The sequence below is a fragment of the Cryobacterium sp. MP_3.1 genome (genome assembly GCF_035984795.1).
Lineage (GTDB): Bacteria > Actinomycetota > Actinomycetes > Actinomycetales > Microbacteriaceae > Cryobacterium > Cryobacterium zongtaii.
The window spans coordinates 74,925-93,324 of record NZ_JAXCHV010000009.1; the positions used below are offsets into that span (position 1 = coordinate 74,925).

The following is an 18,400-nucleotide window of genomic DNA, read 5'->3' on the forward strand; positions in this document are numbered from 1 at the left end:
GTGCACCTACCCTGCGGGCGTGGTGGGGGTCGGGACGGGCACAACCGGCGCCGTGACGGTGACCGTGCTGGCGCCCGAGTAGTCGGAGGCCGTCTCGCCGCAGAAGTACCGGAACTTCACGGTGAAGTTCCCGGTGCCCGCCGTGACGGTGGTCGTGGTCGTGTCCGCTCCGGTGCGAGCGGGGGAAGAGACCCCGTTGCCCTCGGCGAGAAGTTCGTAGCCGGAGAGCTCCTGACCGGCAGGGCATGACTGCCCGGGCCAGGTGACCGTGACGGTACCGGCGGGGGCGACGGTGGACGGCGTGGCCGACGGCGTGCCTGAGGGCGCGTCGGGGAGCGCCGGAACGAAGTCGGAATAGACCCGCACCTCGATCGGCGTGCCCTCGGCGACCCGACCCGTGGGGTTGATCCCGTAGACCCTGTCGACCTGGTCAGCGTCGGGCGCGGCCTTGTCCGCCACCACGTTGGCGCTGAGACCGAGCTCGCTGAGCCGGTCCCGTGCCTCGGAGCTGGTCATGCCGAGGAACTCGTTCTGGTCGAGTTCCACCATGTTGGTGGTCGGCGTCGGTGTCGGCGTTGGCGTGGTCTTCGGCGGGGTCGGCGTCTGGGAGGTTGCCGTGGGTGCCGGTTCCGGCGTGGCGGCCGGCTGCATGAACAGCGTGACCAGGGTACCGACGAGTACCAGACCGAGGATGGAGATGAGCGCCACCAGCGGCCAGGTCCAGGGACTGCGCTTCTTCTTTTTCTTGGGATCCGCTGCGGCTGCCGCGGCGGCCGCCTCAGCGCGGGTGCCCGGCTGGGTCACACCGGACGCTGACGGCATCAGCTGGGTGGTCTGGTCGTTGCCGGCACCGGGCATCAGCATGGTGGCCGCTGTGGGCGTGAGGCCCGTCATAACGGCCGGGACGGATGCGGCGGCGGCCGCGACGTCACCGCGGCGGAGCGCGATGGCGGCACGAGCCAGGTGCGCCGCCGAGGCGGGGCGCTCGGCTGGGTTCTTGGCCAGGCAGGAGATCACCAGGTTACGGACCGGCTCCGAGACCGTTTCGGGCAGGGGCGGTGGCTGCTCGTTGATCTGCGCCATCGCGATCGCCACCTGGGACTCGCCCGTGAACGGGCGCCGGCCGGCGAGGCTTTCGTAGGCGACGATGCCCAGGGAGTAGATATCGGTGGTCGGCGAGGCCGAGCGTCCGCTCGCCTGTTCGGGCGAGAGGTATTGCACCGTGCCCATGACCTGGCCGGTCGCGGTGAGGGGAACCTGGTCGGCGATACGTGCGATGCCGAAGTCGGTGATCTTGACGCGGCCCTCTGGCGTGATCAGCAGGTTGCCCGGCTTGATATCACGGTGCACGAGCCCGGCCGCGTGCGCGGCATGCAGGGCGGCGGCGGTCTGCGCGACGATGTCGAGGACCTTGTCGGCGGGCAGGGTGTGCTCGCGTTCGAGGATCGTGGAGAGCGCCTCACCGGGCACCAGCTCCATGACGAGGAAGGCGCTGCCGTCTTCTTCGCCGTAGTCGAAGACGTTGGCGATGCCCTCGTGGTTGACCAGGGCGGCGTGCCGGGCCTCAGCGCGGAAGCGCTCGAGGAATCCAGGGTCGCCAAGGTACTCGTCCTTGAGGATCTTGATGGCGACTGTGCGCCCGATCACCAGGTCGACGGACTGCCAAACCTCGCCCATACCGCCGATGGCGATGCGGGATTGCAGCTCGTATCGTCCCCCGAAGGTGAGCCCTGCTGTGGGTCTCATTTATTCAGCACCGCCTCTAGTACCTGTTTCGCTATCGGTGCGGCAAGCAAGTTGCCGTACCCCGTCTGACCGAGTCCCCCGCCATCTTCGATGAGAACGGTGATCGCGTATTGCGGGTCTGCCGCGGGGGCGAATCCGGTGAACCACAGTGTGTATGGGTCATCGGCGCCGTTCTCCGCAGTCCCCGTTTTTCCCGCCACGTCGACTCCGTCTATTCTTGCATTGCTCGCGGCCCCGTCCTGGACCCCGTTGACCATCATCTGGGTCATGGTCGCCGCGGTTTCGGCGCTGAGCACCCGGTCGACGGCGACGGGTTCAAAGGTCTGCAACGCGCTGAGGTCCGGTGCCAGGATCTCATCGACCAGGTTGGGCTGCATTTCGATACCTCCATTGGCGATCGTCGCTGAGACCAGCGCCATCTGCAGTGGTGTGGCACGCACGCTGGTCTGGCCGAAAGCCGACAGGGCAGTCTGCGCGTCGTCGGGGTCTTCGGGGTACTCACTGGCGGTGACCGACAGGGGGATGGTGAATTCGGAGTTGAAACCGAACTTCTCCGCCATGGCGCGGATGGCGTCGTCGCCGAGCGCCAGGCCGAGCTCGGCCATGGGGATGTTGCAGGACAGTTTGAGCGCCGTGGCGATGGTGACGGTGTCGCCCGAACCGCAGGTGCCGCCGCCGGAGTTGATCACGACGGAGCTGGAATTGGGCAGCATCCAGGTCGCCGGGTTCGGGAAGGTGCTCTCCGGGGTGTACTGACCCGATTCCAGGGCCGCGGCCACCACCACGAGCTTAAACACCGAACCGGGCGGATTGAGCGAATTGATGGCCCGGTTGATCAGCGGATTGCCCGGAGCGTTCACGAGGGCGTCGTAGGTGTCGTTGACCGCGGCACTGTCGTGCACGGCGAGGGTGTTGGGGTCGTAGCTCGGCTTGGACACCATCGCGAGCACCCGGCCGGTTTTGGGCTCGGTGACGACGACGGAGCCGGTGTTGTCGCCCAGCGCGTCCCAGGCGGCCTGCTGCGCGACCGGGTCGATGCTGGTCTCGACCGAGGCGCCCTTGGGGTCCTGGCCGGTGACCAGGCTGGAGACCTGGTCGAAGAACTGCGCATTCGAGGTGCCGCTGAGCTCGCCGTTGAGGGCCTGCTCCAGCCCGGTGGGCGCACCGTTGACCGGGATGAAGCCGGTGATCGGGGCGTAAAGCAAGCCGTTGCTGTAGGTGCGCTGGAACTTGTAGTTGTCATCGACCGGCATCGACTGGGCGATCGGCTCGCCGCCGGCGAGGATCGCGCCACGCTCGACGGAGTAGCTGTCGAGAAGGGTGCGGGTGTTCCGGTCATCCGCCGCGAGGTTGTCGGCCTGGAAGACCTGCACGACGGAGGTTGATCCGAGCAGGGCGGCGAACATGAGCATCACCACGATGCTCACGCGCTTGAGTTCACGATTCATCTAGACCACCAGCCGAGGTTGGTTGCGCACAGTGTCGGACAATCGCAGCAGCAGGGCCACGATGATCCAGTTGGCGACGAGGGAGGAGCCACCGGCGGCCAGGAACGGGGTGGTGAGGCCGGTGAGCGGGATGACACGGGTGACACCGCCGATGACGATGAAGCACTGCAGGGCGATGACGAAGGAGAGTCCGACGCCGAGAAGCTTGCCGAAGTCGTCTTGCCCGGCGAAGCCGATACGGAAGCCGCGGGCGACCAGGAGCAGGTACAGGGCCAGGATCGCGAAGACGCCGGCCAGGCCGAGTTCTTCACCGAGGCTGGCGATGATGTAGTCGCTCTGGGGGACCGGGGTGAGTTCCGGACGGCCCTGGCCGAGGCCGGTGCCGATCAACCCGCCCTTGGCGAGGCCGAAGAGACCCTGAACGAGCTGGTAACTGCCGCCGGCGGCGTCGTACACGGCCGGGTTGAGCGCATCCAGCCAGTTGGTGAACCGGCCGTTGACGTACTCGAGGGTCTGGCTGGCGATGAGTGCTCCACCGAGGAACAGGCCCATGCCCAGCAGCACCCAGCTGAGCCGGCCGGTGGCGAGGTACAGCATCACCAGGAACAGTCCGAAGTACAACAGGGCGGTGCCCAGGTCGCGCTGGAAGATGATGACCGACATCGACAGGGCCCAGACGACCAGGATCGGGCCGAGGTCGCGCAGACGCGGGAAACGCATTCCCAGGAACTTCTTGCCGACCATGGAGAGGCTGTCGCGGTTGCGCACGAGGTAGCCGGCGAAGAACACGGCCAGGGCGATCTTGGCGATCTCGCCGGGCTGGAAGGTGGCGAACGAGCCGAAGCCGATCCAGACCCTGGCACCGCTGACCTCGCGGCCGAGACCGGGAACCAGCGGCAGCAGCAACAGCAGAACGCCGACAAAACCGGCGACGTAGGTGTACCTGAACAGCACGCGGTGGTTGCGGATGATGAGGAGCACGGCGATGGCGAGGGCGATGGCCAACCCGCTCCACACCGTCTGCCGCACAGCGGCGCTGGCCCAGCCGGCCTCCTCGTTGGCGATATCGATGCGGTAGATCATCGCGATGCCGATGCCGTTGAGCAGGGTGGCGATGGGCAGGATGAACGGGTCGGCCTCCCGCGCGACAAAACGCAGCACGATGTGCATCGCGAACACCAGGCCGGACAAGCTCGCGCCCAGGAGCACCAGGGTGGTGTCGATCTGGCCGAGTGCGCCCAGCTGCACGAGCACGACGGCGCCCAGGTTGATGCCGCAGGCGAGGATCAGCAGAAACAGCTCGAGATTGCGCAGCTTCTGCGGGAGGTGCAACCGGCGGATTTTGCCGGTCTGCGGGGCCGCCTCGCGGGCATCCGAGGTCGATTTACTCTGCCGGGGCATTGCTCAACCGTTCCACGATGAGTTTGGCGTCTTCCAGGGATGACGCGTTGATGGTGCGCTCCACCAGCTGGCGGTCGTAGACGCGCAGCTGGTTCAGCTCCACGTTGGTGTCTTCGTAGACGCTGGAGAGTTTGAGCGGGCCCAGGTCCTGCTGGATGCCCTGGTAGATCGCGACGGTGCTGCCTTCGACGCCGACGAAGTACCGGCTCTGCGTCCACTGGTAGCCGAGCAGCGCGGCACCGACGATGGTCACGATGAGCAGCACGATGGCGGCCAGCCAGGTGACCTTGCGGCGTGTGGCGCGGCGCGCGTCTTCCTCGATGAGTTCGGACAGGTAGTCCTGGGAGTCGGGTTCGAAGTGGGTTTCCCGCACGGGGTGCAGGCGCAGCGACGGGATGCGGGGCGCGCGGGTGCGCACCGGCTCCTCACCGAACGCCAGCGGCGCCGCGGCGGAGCCGACCACGATCGGCTCGCCCAGTCGTTCTCCGCCGGAGCCGATGTCGACGACGACGATGGTGACGTTGTCTGGCGCGCCGCCGTCCAGGCTCTCCTTGACCAGGCGGTCGGCGACGGCCTGCGCGTCGAGCGAGGATTTCAGGGCGTTGCCGATGCCCGTGTTCGACACCACGCCGCTCAGCCCGTCGGAACAGATCAGCCAGCGGTCGCCGGCGCGGGTGGCCAGGATCGAGGTGTCGATCTCCGGAGAGGACTCGACGTCACCGAGCACCCGCATCAGCACCGACCGGCGCGGATGCACCATGGCTTCGGCCTCGGTGATGCGACCGCTGTCGACGAGGCGCTGCACGAAGGTGTGGTCGGTGGTGATCTGCGACAGCTCACCGTCCCGGAACAGGTAGATCCGGGAATCACCGATGTGCGCGATGGCGACCTGGTCATCGAGCACCACGAGGGCGCTGACGGTGGTGCCCATGCCGGTGAGTTCGGCGTGTTCGAAAACGGTCTCGGCCAACTGCGAGTTCGCGGCGATCAGCGCAGCCTGTAGCGCGAACTCGGCGTCCTGAGCCGACAGGTAGGTCGTGTCGGCCTCCATGATGCGCTTGGTGGCGATGGCCGAGGCCACGTCACCACCGGCGTGTCCGCCCATGCCGTCGGCCACGACGAACAGGGTGTGTCCCGCGTACCCGGAGTCCTGGTTGTTGGACCGAATCTTGCCAACGTTGGACGCGGCTGCGCTGTGACTAACCGATGCCATGCACTACCGCCGAAGCTCGAAGCTCGTGGCGCCGATTTTCACGGTGGCGTTCAGCGGCACCGACGTGGGCACGGCAACACGTTTGCCGTCGAGGAAGGTGCCGTTGGTGGAATCCAGGTCCTGCACCATCCAGTCGTCATGCCACAGCATCAGCCGGGCGTGGTGAGTGGAGGTGTAGTCGTCCCGGATGACCAGGCTCGAATCGCTGGAGCGGCCGATGGTGACGGGCTCGGTGCCGAGCGGGAACTCGGTGCCGGCCTTGGGTCCCGAGGTGATGACCAGGCGGGTGGCGGTCTGCGCGGTGGCCTTCTCCGGCCCGGCTTGCGGGAGCGGGGCGGCCTTCTGGCGGGAGAACTGCTCGGTGGGAGCGGACGCCGAGGCCGCCGGGGGCTGCGCGAACGCTCCGGCCGGTACCGGAGCGGGCGGCGGGGTGGCGAAGGGCACGGGTGCCGCTGCGGGCGCATCCGTGGACATCTTGCGCACTCGCTGGCCGAACAGGTCACTGCGGAGGGCGTAGACGATGCCGAAGATGAACAGCCACAGCACCAGCAGGAACGCCAGGCGCAGGACAAGAAGGGTCAGTTCACTGGGATTCATGCGTTCGGCCCCCAGAAACCGCCCATATCGTGCCGTTGGGTGGACTCGTCGACCCGGCGGGCCTCGGTTCTGTCGGTGCCGGCCTGGGCGACGACCCTGAAGACGATGCTGGTGCGCCCGATGGTGATGACCGAGTCGGGCTCGAGGATGGCCTGTTTGACGGGGGAGCCGTTCAGCTGCGAGCCGTTGGTGGAGCCGAGGTCGCGTACCTGGGCGCGGGCGCCGTCCCAGATGATCTCGACGTGGCGGCGGGAGGTGCCGGTGTCGTCGATGGTGATGTCGGCGTCCGAGCCGCGGCCGATCACCGTGCGGGACTTGACGAGCTGATGACGGTGCCCGTTGATGTCAACGACCGGGGTCCACGCCACACTGCCGTTGACGGAGGTGGAATCGATCTGCACCATGCCCTCGCTGAGGCCGGGGTCGTTGGCGAACGTGATCGAGACGACGCCGGTGAACTGGTAACCCTGCGAGGACGCGTGCTGCTGCACGAGCTGGACGAGTTCGTCGATGAGGGCGGGGCCCAGATCTCTCATGCGGCCGAAGTCGGCCTGGGCCAGGCGCACGGTGAAGCGATTGGGCGCCAGGATACGATCCCGCGACACGACCGCGGCTTTGGTGTCGAGCTCACGACGCAGCGCTGAGGTGATCTCCACCGGCTGCACGCCCGACTTGAAAGTCTTGGCGAAAGCACCGTTTACGGCGCGCTCAAGACCTTTCTCAAAGTTATCCAGTATGCCCACAGGTCTCCCGATCCGGTCCGTTTGGCTATGAGCATGTTACTTGCCTCACGTGTTAACTCGCCCAATGGGCGGGTCAGGGCACGGGAAGTCATCCTACGGGGGTAGCGCGGTCAGACCACTAATGGGGGGCATTCCGCGGGTCCGAGGCAGGCTGAGCCGGGGCAGAAACCCTCGAATGGCGTTCAGGCCCTGCGGAATGCTAGGATTTCAAAGTTCGCGCGAGTGGCGGAATTGGCAGACGCGCTGGCTTCAGGTGCCAGTGTTCGAAAGGACGTGGGGGTTCAAGTCCCCCCTCGCGCACAGTGAATAAGTGCACGATGGATGAATAATCTGCGCGAACAGGAAAGGCCCCCGGGAAACCGGGGGCCTTTCGTCATTCTCGGTGGTTGATACACCTGCACGCGTTGTCACGCTCTCCCCGGATTCACCTGTCCTGGTTCTCAATGGCATCGGTGAGTGTTGTTGTACTTCTGTACCGCTCGTCCCTACGGTGGAAGTACACCGCAGCGGCGCGAGAGGCTCGATCGTGCAGCACCCGCCGCCGGTGCATCACCCGAGAGGACCACCGTGAAGCGTTTCACCATGCCCGGAACCGAGATCGTCGCCCCGAACGTTGTGCTGGGCCTGATGCGGATCGCGGAGAAGACCGACGACGAGGTGCGCGAACTGGTGCGTACCGCCCGTGACGCCGGCATCGATTTCCTCGACCACGCCGATGTGTACGGCACCGACCTGCACGGGTGCGAGCGCCGGTTCGCCGAGGCGATGCGGCTCACCCCGTCGCAGCGTGACGAGCTGACCATCCAGACCAAGACCGGGATCGTGGGGGATGGGCCGTACTTCGACTTCTCCTATGAGCACATCATGGAGTCGGTGGACGGATCACTGGCCGCGCTCGACACGGACCACATCGACATCCTGCTGCTGCACCGCCCCGATGCGCTCGTCGAACCCGAAGAGGTCGCCAGGGCCTTCGACGAGCTGGAAGCCGCCGGCAAGGTGCGCGCGTTCGGTGTCTCCAACCACACCCCGCGCCAGATCGACCTGCTCAAGAAGTACATACGACAGCCGCTCGTTGCCAATCAGCTGCAGCTCTCGATCACCCATGCTCCGATCGTCGCGCAGGGAGTGGCGGCGAACATGGCCGGCGAGCAGCAGTCGCTCACCCTCGACGGCGGTGGAATCCTGGACTACTGCCGGCTGAACGACATCACGGTTCAGGCCTGGTCGCCGTTCCAGGCCGGCTTCTTCACCGGGGTCTTCCTCGGCTCCGCGGAGTACCCCGAACTGAACGCCGTCATCGAACGTCTCGCCGCTGCCTACGACGTTCCCGCGATCGCCATCGCCACGGCCTGGATCACCCGGCACCCCGCACAGATGCAGGTGGTGCTCGGCACCACCAGCCCCGAGCGGGTGGCCGCGGCGGCGTTGGGTTCGGAGATCCCGCTCACCCGTGCCGAATGGTACGAGCTGTTCCGGGCCGCGGGTTACCGGGTGCCCTGAGCTCCTCGTAGCCGGTTGCTCACCCGGTCACGATGCACGGTGTCGTGACGGTGATCGAGATGCCCGCGGTACCGCCCCGAATCGAGAGCGTGTCGAGGCTGTCGTCGGCGGCAGTGTAGAAATCCGTGCCCATGGCGCGGTCGGACTTGGTGATTCCCCGGCGCTCCCAGGCGGTGGTGATGGCGTCGAAGGCCTCGTCGGCGCTGTCCGCGATCTCGAAGATGGGAATGATGACCGAGCCGTGCACCTGCTCGTTGGCGCCGTCGCCGCAGGGTCCGATCGTCACCGTCGCCGGCCCGCGGATGCCCGCGGCGTCGCCCGCGGCATCCAGCAGGGCACTCACCAGGGCCCGGTCGCCCTCGAGCTGGGCGGCCGCGGCGGCGGGGTCGAGGCTGTCGAGGGGAGCAGCTCCTGGGTCGAGGGGAGCGGCGTTTGGGATGTCGGAGACGCGGTCGTCGGGCTCAGCGGAGCCCAGCGGGAGGCCCAGATAGCCGGTGCGGGTCAGGTCGGGGTCGGTGGTGCGAGTGGCGACCTCGAAGGTGGCCCTCGGCACACCCCGGACCGTGGTGTCGGCATCCTCGAGAGCGGTGAGCATCCCGGCGACCGTGGTGACTTGCGTGGCGGTGGACACCTGCACCCGCAGCGCCGGCCGCTGCGCGGAGGCGTCCAGCCTGGTATCGATGCCCGTGAACGACACCGAGAAGACGGCCCCATCCGTGCTGAGCTCGCCGAGAAAGCGCACGAAGGCGACCTGGGGCGACTCAGTATCGATAGTGAGCCAGGAATCGCCGCGCGCCGGGCCGTCCCCCACGGTGTGCAGGGTCACGGCCGACAGGGCGTCGAGCCCGAAGCCGGGAAGGGCACGCAGGGCTTCCGTCAGGCCGGCCCAGCGGTCGGCGGAATCCACCCGGACGACGGCCGGGTCGCCGTGGTCGAACACGGTGACCGATCGGGCTCCGCCCAGCTCGCGCAGGGCGAGCGCGGCGTCGGCCATCTCGTCGGGCTCGGTGATGACGGTGGAGCCGTGGGGGAGCGGCGTGAAGGTGAGCTGGGCGTCGGCGTCACCGTTCTCGCCCGGAATCCGCAGCACGGCCCGCGTGGAGACGATCCCGACGGCGACGTTCTGCCCGACCGACCCGGCCAGGGCCCGCACGTCCACGCCGGATGCCTCGGCCTCGACGGTAATGCTCGCCGTCCACGCGTCCGGGTCGGTCAGCGGCCCGCCATCCTTGAGGTCGACCGGGTAGATGTCGGCGGTCACCTCGGCCACGCCCGCGCTCTGACGGATCGCCTCCGTTGCGGTGTCGATCGCCGCCGTGACCTCCGGCGGCGGCTCGGTCAGCAGGCTGCAGCCGGACATCGACGTGGCGATCGCGAGGAGCACGGCGCACACCATCGCCCGGCCGAACCCCCGTGTCACCATCGGTTCAGTATTCCGCACTTCGGCAGATCTGGGGTGCGTGAGGCCCGCCTGTTACTGTCGATGGGTCGCCCGGTATCGGGCCGACACCACTGTTTGCAGGGAGAGCTCACGTGAACCAGCCACGCATGAACGTCGAGTCGTTCAACCTCGACCACCGCACCGTCGTCGCGCCGTACGTGCGCCTGGCCGACACCAAGGTGCTGCCGCTGGGCGATGTCATCGTGAAATATGACGTGCGCTTCACTCAGCCCAACGTCGCCCACCTGGAGATGCCGGCGGTGCACTCGATCGAGCACCTCTTCGCCGAGCACTCCCGCAACCACTCGGAGCGGGTCATCGACTTCTCGCCGATGGGCTGCCAGACGGGTTTTTACCTGATCCTGCAGGGGCGGCCGGAGTTCACCGAGGTGCTCGAGCTGATCGAGGCCACCATGACCGACATCCTCGGCGCCTCCGAGGTGCCGGCGGCCAACGAGGTGCAGTGCGGCTGGGGCGCGAACCACTCGCTGAGTGCCGCCCAGGAGGCCGTGACGGTGTTCTTGGCCGGCCGCGACGGCTGGGCCGACGTCACCGCATGAGCAGCGTAGACACCCTCGGCGCGCGCAGCCTCATCCCTGACAGCCCCGACGCGATCGTCCTGGTCGCGATGGCGGAGGAGGCCGCGCCGTTCCTGGCGGCGGCCACCGTCGCCGCCGAGCCGGTCACCGTGGGCAAGGCCCTGCACTACCGGCTGACGCTGGCCGGGCGCGATGTGCTGCTCGTGCAGGGCGGTATCGGGCTGGTCAACGCGGCCGGCGCGACGACGTCCGCGATTCTCGCCGCCCGGGCGGGTGACCCTGTGGCCGCGCCTCTGGTGATCAGCGCCGGCTCGGCCGGCGGCGTGGGCGTGGCGGTGCGGGTCGGCGAGGTCGTGATCGGCAGCGACTGCCTGAACAGCGACGCGGATGCGCGCCCGTTCGGCTACGCCCTCGGCCAGGTGCCCGGCATGCCCGCCCGGTACGCCGGCGCGGCCGCCGCCCTCGACGCCGCCGAAACGCCCACCCGGATGCCCGACGGGTCGGCCCTGGTCGTGCAGCGCGGATTGATGGTCTCCAACGACAAGTTCGTGGGCTCCGAGCTCGCCGAGACCCTGCGCGAGCTGTTCCCGGGGGTGCTCTGCACCGACATGGAAACCGTGGGAATCGCGCAGACCTGCTTCGCCTACGGGGTGCCGTTTGTGGCCATCCGCGGCATCTCGGATCTGTGCGGACCCGTGGGCGATCACCTCACCCACGTTGACGATGCGGCCGAACGTTCGGCCGTGGTGGTGCTGGAAACCCTGCGCCGACTCTAGAGCTCGTCCGTCGCGGGTGGGGGAGACCGGGCGGGGCATCCGTTCTAGGGTGTGCGTATGGGAACCGCATTCGAGCTTCTGCACATCGTGGCCGCCGTCTTCATCATCGGGCCGATGGCCATCCTGCCGATGACCGGGCTCCGTGCCCTCCGCGCGAGGGAGGCCGGATCGATCACGGTGCTGGCGAAGTCGGTGAACATCTTCACGCTGCTGTCGGTGCTGGTGGCGCTGTTCGGCTTCGGCGCGCTGGGCATGAGCGACCGCGCCTCATTCGCGTCGACCTGGATCTGGCTGTCGATCGTTCTCTACGCGCTCGCGCTCGCGATCAACCTGTTCCTGGTCGTGCCGGCGCTGCGCGCATCCGCCGAGGAGGTGACGGCCAACCCGTCCGGCACCGCCAGGGTGGCCGGGTACCCGCGGATCGCCGCCGGATCCGGCATCGTCACCCTGTTGCTGGTCGGCGTGACCGTGCTGATGGTCTGGAAGCCGTAACCGGGGAGGGTCAGACAGCCTCGTAGGCCAGGCGCAGCCAGTCGAGCACCTCGGCGGTGAGATCGGCGGGCTCGGCCAGGCGCAGCCGGTGGGTGACCATGCTGTTCCAGCTGCCGGATGCCTCGAGCGCGTCGGCGCCCTCGACGCCGGGCAGTTTGAGGCCCAGGTCGAGCCGGCCGGCGGTGACCTGCACGATGGCGAACTTCTTCGTCCCCTTGAGCAGACTGATGTAGCTGTTCGTGGGAGCCAGGTTCACCTCGCCGCTCTCACGGGCGTGGCTGACCAGGGCGTCGTAGGTACCCCGCCAGTGCGCCTTGGCGCCGCCGAACTGAGCGTTGATCTTCTCGTCGACCGGCAGGCGCTGCCCGGAAACCTGCCCCAGGGCCGAGACGATGGCCATCGCATGGCCGGTGCCGAGACCGTAGTCCTCCTTCAGCCAGGCCACGATGCTGGCGGTCTTCACGTCGGGCCCGAGCAGGCCCTTGGCGGCCGCGGCGGCGCGGAAATCATCCGGGTCGAGGCCGGTTTTGTCCTTGATGGTGTCGAAATACGCCTGGATCGTCATGGAGGTCCTCGCTGCGAGCCGGATCAGTGACGTTAACGTAGCAGGGCCGCGCATCCGGGTGGATGCGCGGCCCTGCGCCGGTGCGAACGTTAGTCGAGCGTGGGCAGCTGCTCGGTGATGTGCGCGATGGTGGGGATCGACGAGGTGATCACGGTGCCGTCGGCGCGACGGGTGTCCTCGATGAGCGCCGCCGTGGGAGCGCCGGGGTCGCGGGCGCCCTGGTGCGACAACGGAACGGTCTCCGGCTGGCCGGCAGTCACGATGACCTGCAGGCCGCGCACGGTGAGCCGCGCCTCTGTGCCCTCCTCGATGCTGAGGTGCACGCTGGTCTGCGTGACGGCCACGCGCAGGCGAGAGCCCTTCAGGGTGACCCTGAAGATCAGCTCATCCCAGTCCTCCGGCAGGCGCGGGTCGAGCGTGATGCGCCCGCTGTGGTCGCGCAGGCCACCGAACCCGTAGACCAGCGCGCTCCACACGCCACCAGCGGAGGCGACGTGCACGCCGTCCTGCGCGTTGTGGTGCAGGTCGGCGAGGTCCACGAACAGCCCGGAGGTGAAGTAGTTCAGCGCGAGCTCGTGGTAGCCCACCTCGGCGGCGATGATCGACTGCACGACATCCGACAGCGTGGAGTCGCCCGTGGTCAGCGGGTCGTAGTAGTCGAAGTCGGCACGTTTCTCTTCCGGCGTGAACTGGTCGCCCTGCAACAGGAGCGCCAGCACCACGTCGGCCTGCTTGAGTACCTGGAAACGGTAGATCACCAGCGGGTGGTAGTGCAGCAGCAGCGGCCGGTTCTCCGGCGGCGTCGCGGTGAGGTCCCAGCGTTCCTTCTCGAGGAACTGGGCGTCCTGCGGGTGGATGCCGAGGTTGCGGTCGAAGGGGATGTGCATCGCCTCGGCGGCGAAGGACCACTCCATCACCTCGGCCTCATCGAGCTTCAACCGCGCGGACATGGAGTCGAACGAGGCCCGGTCGACCGAGTACAGCCGGCGCACGCTCTTCACCGCGGCGCGCAGGTTGGAGCGGGCCATGATGTTCGTGTACAGGTTGTCGTTGACGACGGTGGTGTACTCGTCCGGGCCGGTGACGCCGTGGATGTGGAAGACGTCGTTGCCGTTGCCGCGCCAGAAGCCCAGGTCGGCCCACATCCTGGCGGTCTCCACCAGGATGTCGATGGCTTCGCGGGCGAGGAAGTCCTCGTCGCCGGTGGCCGCGACGTACTGGCTGAGCGCATAGGAGATGTCGGCGTCGATGTGGTACTGCGCCGTGCCGGCCGCGTAATACGCGCTGGACTCGAGCCCGTTGATGGTGCGCCACGGGAACAGGGCACCGAGCTGGTTCAGCTCGGTGGCGCGGGCGCGGGCGTGGTCGAGCATGCCGTGCCTGAACCGCAGGGCGTTCCTGGCCGCGTTCGGCGACGTGTAGGTGAGGAACGGCAGCACGTAGACCTCGGTGTCCCAGAAGTAGTGCCCGCCGTAACCGGACCCGGACACCCCCTTGGCCGAGACGCCCTGGCCGTCGGCGCGCATGGACGCCTGGGCGAGCTGGAAGAAGTTCCACCGGGTGGCCTGCTGCAGGGCCGGCTGGCCGGGCAGTTCGACATCCGTGCGGGCCCAGAATGCGTCGAGCCAGTCGCGCTGTTCCTGGATGATCGCGGCGACGCCGGCCTCCTTGGCGCGGTCGAGGGTGCGGTCGCACCGGTCGGCGAGCTCGTGCGTGGGCACCCCGGCCGAGGTGTGGTAGCTGAGCAGCTTGGTGATGCGGATGGGGTTGCCCATCTTGGCCTTCACCTTGTACACGTGCTTGGCCAGGTCGTCGCCCAGCTGCGACGACTCGTCGAAGTCGTTGATCGTGTCGATCGAGTGGTCGGACGCCGTGGCGATGGTCATGCCGGAGTTGGTGCACCGGAAGCCCAGGATGTAGCGGCCGTTGTTGGCCCGCTTCAACCGCGGCTGCAGCACCCGGTCGGTGAACGTCTCGGCGCGGCGGGGATCCCAGTCGTTCGCCGAACCGGACTTGGGCCGGTCGTATTCGCCGATGCCGTCCTGCCGGTTGAGAGTCTGGCTGGAGATGACGACCGACGCGTCGGCGTCGAGCATGGTGACCTCGTACTCGATCACAGCGAGGTGGCGTTCGGTGAACGACACCAGGCGGCGCGAGCGGATCAGCACCTGCTTGCCCGACGGGGTGCGCCAGACCAGCGACCGCGACAGGATGCCGTCGGCGAAGTCGAGCCGGCGCTCGTAGCTGAGCAGCTCGGCGAGGGTGAGCACCAGGGGCTCGTCATCGACGTAGATGCGGATGATCTTCGCATCCGGTGCGTTGACGATGGTCTGGCCGACCCTGGCGAAACCGAAGGCTTCTTCGGCGTGCCGGATGGGCCAGGTCTCGTGGAACCCGTTGATGAAGGTGCCGTGCACGTGGCCGTCGCGGCCCTCGTCGACGTTGCCGCGGAGGCCCAGGTAACCGTTGCCGACGGCGAACAGGGTCTCGGTGCGGCCCATGTCCTCACCGGAGAAGTCGGTCTCCACCAGCGCCCACTCGTCGAGCGGGAACCGGCTGCGGTCCAGCGGGTCGGAGAGGTTCTGGATGGTCGCGTCGAGCGTCATGCGCGCACTCCACTCGGGGTCAGGACGGTGCTGCCGATCAGCGGCAGGAGTTCGTCGAGGTCGGTGACGACGGTGTCGGCCCCGGCCTCGAAAAGCACGGGGGCGCCGACGCCGCGGTCGACACCGAGCACCAGGCCGAAGTCGCCGGCGCGGCCGGACTGGATGCCGGACTCGGCGTCTTCGACGACGACACACTGGGCGGCGGTGAGACCGAGCAGCTCGGCGGCGAACGCGTAGGTATCGGGGGCGGGCTTGCCGGCGAGCTTCTCGGCGCGGGCGCGCACACCGTCGACGACGATCTCGAACCTGTCACGCAGGCCCGCGGCGGTGAGCACCATCTCGCCGTTGAGGGAGCTGGTGACCACGGCGACCTGGATGCCGGCCGCGACGACCGCATCGAGGAACCGGAGCGAACCGGGGTACGGGCTCACGCCGTCCTCGGCGAGGGTCTCGTTGAATGCCTTGTTCTTGCGGTTGCCGAGACCGCAGACGGTCTCGAGCTCCGGCGCATCCGTAGGCTCACCGTCGGGCAGGGACAGGCCGCGGGAGGCCAGCAGTGACCGCACGCCGTCGTAGCGGGGCTTGCCGTCGATGAAGCCGAAATAGTCGGCGTCGGTGTACGGTTTGACGCCCTTCGACTCGAGGAACGGGGTGAACAGTCGCGACCACGCGCTCATGTGCACCTCGGCGGTGGGGGTGAGAACACCGTCAAGGTCGAAGAGCACGCCGCGCGCGCCAAGTACCCGGTCTCGGGTCTCAGCTGGCGTAAGGGGGGAGTGGGGGGAAGTCAATATGGAGCCCTGCTTGGTAGGTGCGTGACGAACAGATGGCTAAAACCGGGTAGTCGAGCTTGTCACCTGCTCTGCGGATCACGAAATTCCGAAGGCGTACGCCCCAGGGTCTGGGAGGCCGAGCACGTGCAAGTCGATCCTAGGTCGCGGACCGGTCCAGCATGGTGCCGGAGTGTTAACATTCTGTTGCCATTCGGGCGGACTCGGCGCGCTGTGATGCCGCCTCGCTGAACGCTCAGTGCGCCATCATCGGCGCGTCGTGGGTGTCGGTGACCGACAGGGCCGGCTTGCGGATGAAGAACGCCAGCGGAATCGCGAAGAGCGAGATGACCGCTCCGTAGAGGAAGGCGCTCTGGGTGCCCGCCGCCGTCGCGGCGACCTCGCCGGCGCCGTTGGCCATCTGCGTGGCCGCGGTCGAGGACATCACCGTGACGAACAGGGCCGTGCCCGCGGCTCCGGCCAACTGCTGGGCGGTGCCGACGACGGCGCTGCCGTGCGAGTACAGCTTGGGCTTGAGGGAGGCGAGCGCCGAGGTGAACAGCGGAGTGAACAGGAACGCCAGGCCGAAGCTCAGGGTCACGTGGGCCACGAGCACCCACCAGACCGGCGTCGTGGCGGTGAGCATGGTGAGGAACCAGAACGCGGCGCTGACGATGATCGACCCGGGCACGAGCAGGACGGTGGGACCGAACCTGTCGTAGAACCGGCCGACGAACGGGGCGAGCAGGCCCATCGTGAGACCGCCGGGCAGCAGCAACAGGCCGGTGGTCAGCGCATCCAGGCCCAGCACGGTCTGCATGTAGATCGGCAGCAGGATCAGGGTGCCGAACAGGGCCATCATGCTCACGGCGAGCATCACGATGGCGAAGCTGAAGGTGCGCGAGACGAAGGTGCGCAGGTCGAGCAGGGCCCGGTCGGTGCGCTGCAGCGTGAGCTGGCGCCAGACGAACAGGGCGATGGCCAGCACGCCGATCGCCAGCGGCACCAGGCCGGCGGCGGCATTGCCCGTGGCGGATTCGCCGAGGTTGCTCAGCCCGTACACCAGGCCGCCGAAGCCGAACGCCGAGAGGATCACCGAGACGACGTCGAGGGGCACCGCGGTGGGAGTGGTCACGTTCTTGATGCGCGCGGCGCCGAGGGCCAGGGAGCCGAGGGCGATCGGCAGGACGAGGATGAACATCCAGCGCCAGTCGAGCACGCTGAGGATGAGGCCGGAGATGGTGGGGCCGATCGCCGGGGCGACCGAGATGACGATGGAGATGTTGCCCATGGTCTTGCCGCGGGCGGCCGGTGCCACCAGGGTCATCACGGTGGTCATCAGCAGCGGCATCATGATGGCGGTGCCCATGGCCTGCACCACCCGGCCCACGATGAGCACCTCGAAGCCCGGCGCGATGGCGGCGATGAGGGTGCCCGAGCTGAACAGGGTCATCGCGGCGAGGAAGACCGGCCGGGTGTTGAACCGCTGCAACAGGAAGCCGGTGATCGGGATCACCACGGCCATGGTGAGCATGAACGCGGTCGTCAGCCACTGGGCGGCGCCGGCCGTGATGTTCAGGTCCTTCATCAGGTGCGGCAGCGCCACACCCATGATGGTCTCGTTGAGGATGACGACGAACGCGGACACCAGCAGCAGCGAGATGACGAGCTTGGTGCCGGCGGCATCCGGGGCATTGCCGGTCGGCGCGGCGGGCGCGGGGGCGGTGGTGACGGCGGAGTCGGTCATCGGGGTCCTAACGGAACGGGCTCAGGTGCGACCCCGGTATGAGGTACCCATGGTTCAACCGAAATCCCCCGGTTATGTTCCCGAATCGGACAATTGCGTCCGGCGCACCGGCACCATTTGTCCGCACGGGCAACAGTTGCCGGTCTTTTAGACTGGGGAGCATGGGGGAATGGCTGATCGACAACTGGACCGAGGTTTTGGGATTCGGAACGGGGGCCGCGTGCGTGTGGTTGGCCGCGCGCCGCAACATCTGGACCTTCCCGCTCGGTATCGCGAACAACCTGGTCTTCATCGTGTTGTTCTTCGGCGCCGCGCTGTACGCCGACCTCGGCCTGCAGGTCGTCTACCTGGTGCTCGGGGTGATGGGCTGGCTCGGCTGGTCCCGGCACCGGGCCGCCGACGACCGCGCGCTGATCGGCCGGATGCCCAGGCAAGCCATCCTGCCGCTGGTCGCGGCCGCGCTGGCCGGCACCGCGATCATCGCCTACGCCCTGCACTCCTATACCGACTCCACCACCGAGATCGCGGATGCCGCCACCACCTCGGTGAGCCTGGTCGCGCAGTACATGCTCAACCGGCGCTGGCTGGAGAACTGGTTCGTCTGGATCGCCGTCGACCTGGCCTATGTGGGCCTGTTCCTCTATAAGGGACTGAACATCACTGCCGCGCTCTACCTGCTCTTCATCGGCCTGTGCGTCTGGGGCCTTCGCGGCTGGATGCGGGCCCGCACAGACCAGACGGCGAGCGACTCCGGGGCGGCCGGCGCCTCGCTCCGCCGACCGGTGCCGGCCGGCACGACGGGTGAATGAGCCG

General features: G+C 67.9%; 16 protein-coding genes and 1 tRNA gene. 6 read left to right on the top strand and 11 right to left on the bottom strand.

The window, feature by feature from the left end:
* Window positions 1-6 precede the first annotated feature (6 nt).
* Genes RCH12_RS08110 through RCH12_RS08135 form a run of 6 tightly spaced genes read right to left on the bottom strand, consistent with a single transcriptional unit; the run spans window position 7 to window position 7,148 of the window.
* Entirely contained in the window at window positions 7-1,746 is a 1,740-nt protein-coding gene (locus tag RCH12_RS08110) for a protein kinase domain-containing protein (protein WP_327016569.1), read from the bottom strand.
* Entirely contained in the window at window positions 1,743-3,194 is a 1,452-nt protein-coding gene (locus RCH12_RS08115) for a peptidoglycan D,D-transpeptidase FtsI family protein (protein ID WP_327016570.1), read from the bottom strand. The genes RCH12_RS08110 and RCH12_RS08115 overlap by 4 nt, the downstream gene beginning before the upstream one ends.
* Window positions 3,195-4,595, bottom strand: a complete 1,401-nt coding sequence (locus RCH12_RS08120) for an FtsW/RodA/SpoVE family cell cycle protein (RefSeq protein ID WP_103429904.1) — start codon at window positions 4,593-4,595, stop codon at window positions 3,195-3,197.
* Window positions 4,579-5,808: a PP2C family protein-serine/threonine phosphatase gene (locus RCH12_RS08125; protein WP_103429903.1), complete on the bottom strand. Its 1,230-nt coding sequence runs from the start codon at window positions 5,806-5,808 to the stop codon at window positions 4,579-4,581. Before RCH12_RS08125 ends, RCH12_RS08120 begins: the two co-directional genes overlap by 17 nt.
* A 3-nt stretch (window positions 5,809-5,811) precedes the next feature.
* Window positions 5,812-6,405: an FHA domain-containing protein FhaB/FipA gene (locus tag RCH12_RS08130; RefSeq protein ID WP_103429902.1), complete on the bottom strand. Its 594-nt coding sequence runs from the start codon at window positions 6,403-6,405 to the stop codon at window positions 5,812-5,814.
* Window positions 6,402-7,148: an FhaA domain-containing protein gene (locus RCH12_RS08135; protein WP_088454799.1), complete on the bottom strand. Its 747-nt coding sequence runs from the start codon at window positions 7,146-7,148 to the stop codon at window positions 6,402-6,404. Before RCH12_RS08135 ends, RCH12_RS08130 begins: the two co-directional genes overlap by 4 nt.
* A 216-nt stretch (window positions 7,149-7,364) precedes the next feature.
* Here RCH12_RS08135 and RCH12_RS08140 point away from each other — a divergent pair.
* Window positions 7,365-7,448, top strand: a tRNA-Leu gene (locus RCH12_RS08140).
* Window positions 7,449-7,715: 267 nt separating this feature from the next.
* Window positions 7,716-8,651, top strand: coding sequence for an aldo/keto reductase (locus tag RCH12_RS08145; RefSeq protein WP_327016571.1), 936 nt, complete (start codon window positions 7,716-7,718; stop codon window positions 8,649-8,651).
* Between the two features lie 19 nt (window positions 8,652-8,670).
* Here RCH12_RS08145 and RCH12_RS08150 read toward each other — a convergent pair whose 3' ends face one another.
* A complete protein-coding gene (locus tag RCH12_RS08150; protein WP_327016572.1) occupies window positions 8,671-10,074 on the bottom strand; it encodes a hypothetical protein in 1,404 nt (467 codons plus the stop codon).
* A gap of 125 nt (window positions 10,075-10,199) precedes the next feature.
* On the opposite strand from RCH12_RS08150, the gene RCH12_RS08155 reads away from it, so the two are divergent.
* From RCH12_RS08155 to RCH12_RS08165, 3 genes are read left to right on the top strand one after another with little or no spacing between them, the layout of a single operon-like run.
* On the top strand, window positions 10,200-10,652 hold the full coding sequence (locus RCH12_RS08155) for an S-ribosylhomocysteine lyase (RefSeq protein ID WP_327016610.1): 453 nt from the start codon (window positions 10,200-10,202) through the stop codon (window positions 10,650-10,652).
* Complete coding sequence (gene mtnN / locus RCH12_RS08160; RefSeq protein WP_327016573.1) at window positions 10,649-11,407, top strand: 5'-methylthioadenosine/S-adenosylhomocysteine nucleosidase; 759 nt, start codon at window positions 10,649-10,651, stop codon at window positions 11,405-11,407. Before RCH12_RS08155 ends, mtnN begins: the two co-directional genes overlap by 4 nt.
* A 57-nt stretch (window positions 11,408-11,464) precedes the next feature.
* The gene (locus RCH12_RS08165; protein WP_327016574.1) at window positions 11,465-11,899 is read left to right on the top strand and encodes a DUF2269 family protein; all 435 of its coding nucleotides are present in this window, start codon (window positions 11,465-11,467) and stop codon (window positions 11,897-11,899) included.
* 10 nt (window positions 11,900-11,909) lie between these two features.
* Here the strand turns inward: RCH12_RS08165 and RCH12_RS08170 are convergent, their stop codons facing one another.
* The 4 genes from RCH12_RS08170 to RCH12_RS08185 all read right to left on the bottom strand — a co-directional run bounded on the left by RCH12_RS08170 (window position 11,910) and on the right by RCH12_RS08185 (window position 17,587).
* Window positions 11,910-12,464 carry a DUF4287 domain-containing protein gene (locus tag RCH12_RS08170; RefSeq protein WP_327016575.1) on the bottom strand — a complete coding sequence of 185 codons (555 nt, stop codon included), beginning with the start codon at window positions 12,462-12,464 and terminating at the stop codon, window positions 11,910-11,912.
* 89 nt (window positions 12,465-12,553) lie between these two features.
* Window positions 12,554-15,070: a glycoside hydrolase family 65 protein gene (locus RCH12_RS08175; protein WP_103429891.1), complete on the bottom strand. Its 2,517-nt coding sequence runs from the start codon at window positions 15,068-15,070 to the stop codon at window positions 12,554-12,556.
* Complete coding sequence (locus tag RCH12_RS08180; RefSeq protein WP_327016576.1) at window positions 15,067-15,795, bottom strand: HAD family hydrolase; 729 nt, start codon at window positions 15,793-15,795, stop codon at window positions 15,067-15,069. Before RCH12_RS08180 ends, RCH12_RS08175 begins: the two co-directional genes overlap by 4 nt.
* Window positions 15,796-16,096: 301 nt before the next feature.
* Window positions 16,097-17,587 (bottom strand): MDR family MFS transporter, encoded by a 1,491-nt coding sequence (locus tag RCH12_RS08185; RefSeq protein ID WP_103429889.1) that lies wholly within the window; start codon window positions 17,585-17,587, stop codon window positions 16,097-16,099.
* 161 nt (window positions 17,588-17,748) lie between these two features.
* On the opposite strand from RCH12_RS08185, the gene pnuC reads away from it, so the two are divergent.
* Window positions 17,749-18,396: a nicotinamide riboside transporter PnuC gene (pnuC, locus tag RCH12_RS08190; protein ID WP_327016577.1), complete on the top strand. Its 648-nt coding sequence runs from the start codon at window positions 17,749-17,751 to the stop codon at window positions 18,394-18,396.
* Window positions 18,397-18,400 lie beyond the last annotated feature (4 nt).

What these genes read in the sequence shown, in the direction of transcription:
- RCH12_RS08110 (WP_327016569.1), bottom strand. Translation starts at nt 1,746, where the DNA reads ATGAGACCCACAGCAGGGCTCACCTTCGGGGGACGATACGAGCTGCAA.
- RCH12_RS08115 (WP_327016570.1), bottom strand. Translation starts at nt 3,194, where the DNA reads ATGAATCGTGAACTCAAGCGCGTGAGCATCGTGGTGATGCTCATGTTC.
- RCH12_RS08120 (WP_103429904.1), bottom strand. Translation starts at nt 4,595, where the DNA reads ATGCCCCGGCAGAGTAAATCGACCTCGGATGCCCGCGAGGCGGCCCCG.
- RCH12_RS08125 (WP_103429903.1), bottom strand. Translation starts at nt 5,808, where the DNA reads ATGGCATCGGTTAGTCACAGCGCAGCCGCGTCCAACGTTGGCAAGATT.
- RCH12_RS08130 (WP_103429902.1), bottom strand. Translation starts at nt 6,405, where the DNA reads ATGAATCCCAGTGAACTGACCCTTCTTGTCCTGCGCCTGGCGTTCCTG.
- RCH12_RS08150 (WP_327016572.1), bottom strand. Translation starts at nt 10,074, where the DNA reads ATGGTGACACGGGGGTTCGGCCGGGCGATGGTGTGCGCCGTGCTCCTC.
- RCH12_RS08155 (WP_327016610.1), top strand. Translation starts at nt 10,200, where the DNA reads ATGAACGTCGAGTCGTTCAACCTCGACCACCGCACCGTCGTCGCGCCG.
- mtnN (WP_327016573.1), top strand. Translation starts at nt 10,649, where the DNA reads ATGAGCAGCGTAGACACCCTCGGCGCGCGCAGCCTCATCCCTGACAGC.
- RCH12_RS08165 (WP_327016574.1), top strand. Translation starts at nt 11,465, where the DNA reads ATGGGAACCGCATTCGAGCTTCTGCACATCGTGGCCGCCGTCTTCATC.
- RCH12_RS08170 (WP_327016575.1), bottom strand. Translation starts at nt 12,464, where the DNA reads ATGACGATCCAGGCGTATTTCGACACCATCAAGGACAAAACCGGCCTC.
- RCH12_RS08175 (WP_103429891.1), bottom strand. Translation starts at nt 15,070, where the DNA reads ATGACGCTCGACGCGACCATCCAGAACCTCTCCGACCCGCTGGACCGC.
- RCH12_RS08185 (WP_103429889.1), bottom strand. Translation starts at nt 17,587, where the DNA reads ATGACCGACTCCGCCGTCACCACCGCCCCCGCGCCCGCCGCGCCGACC.
- pnuC (WP_327016577.1), top strand. Translation starts at nt 17,749, where the DNA reads ATGGGGGAATGGCTGATCGACAACTGGACCGAGGTTTTGGGATTCGGA.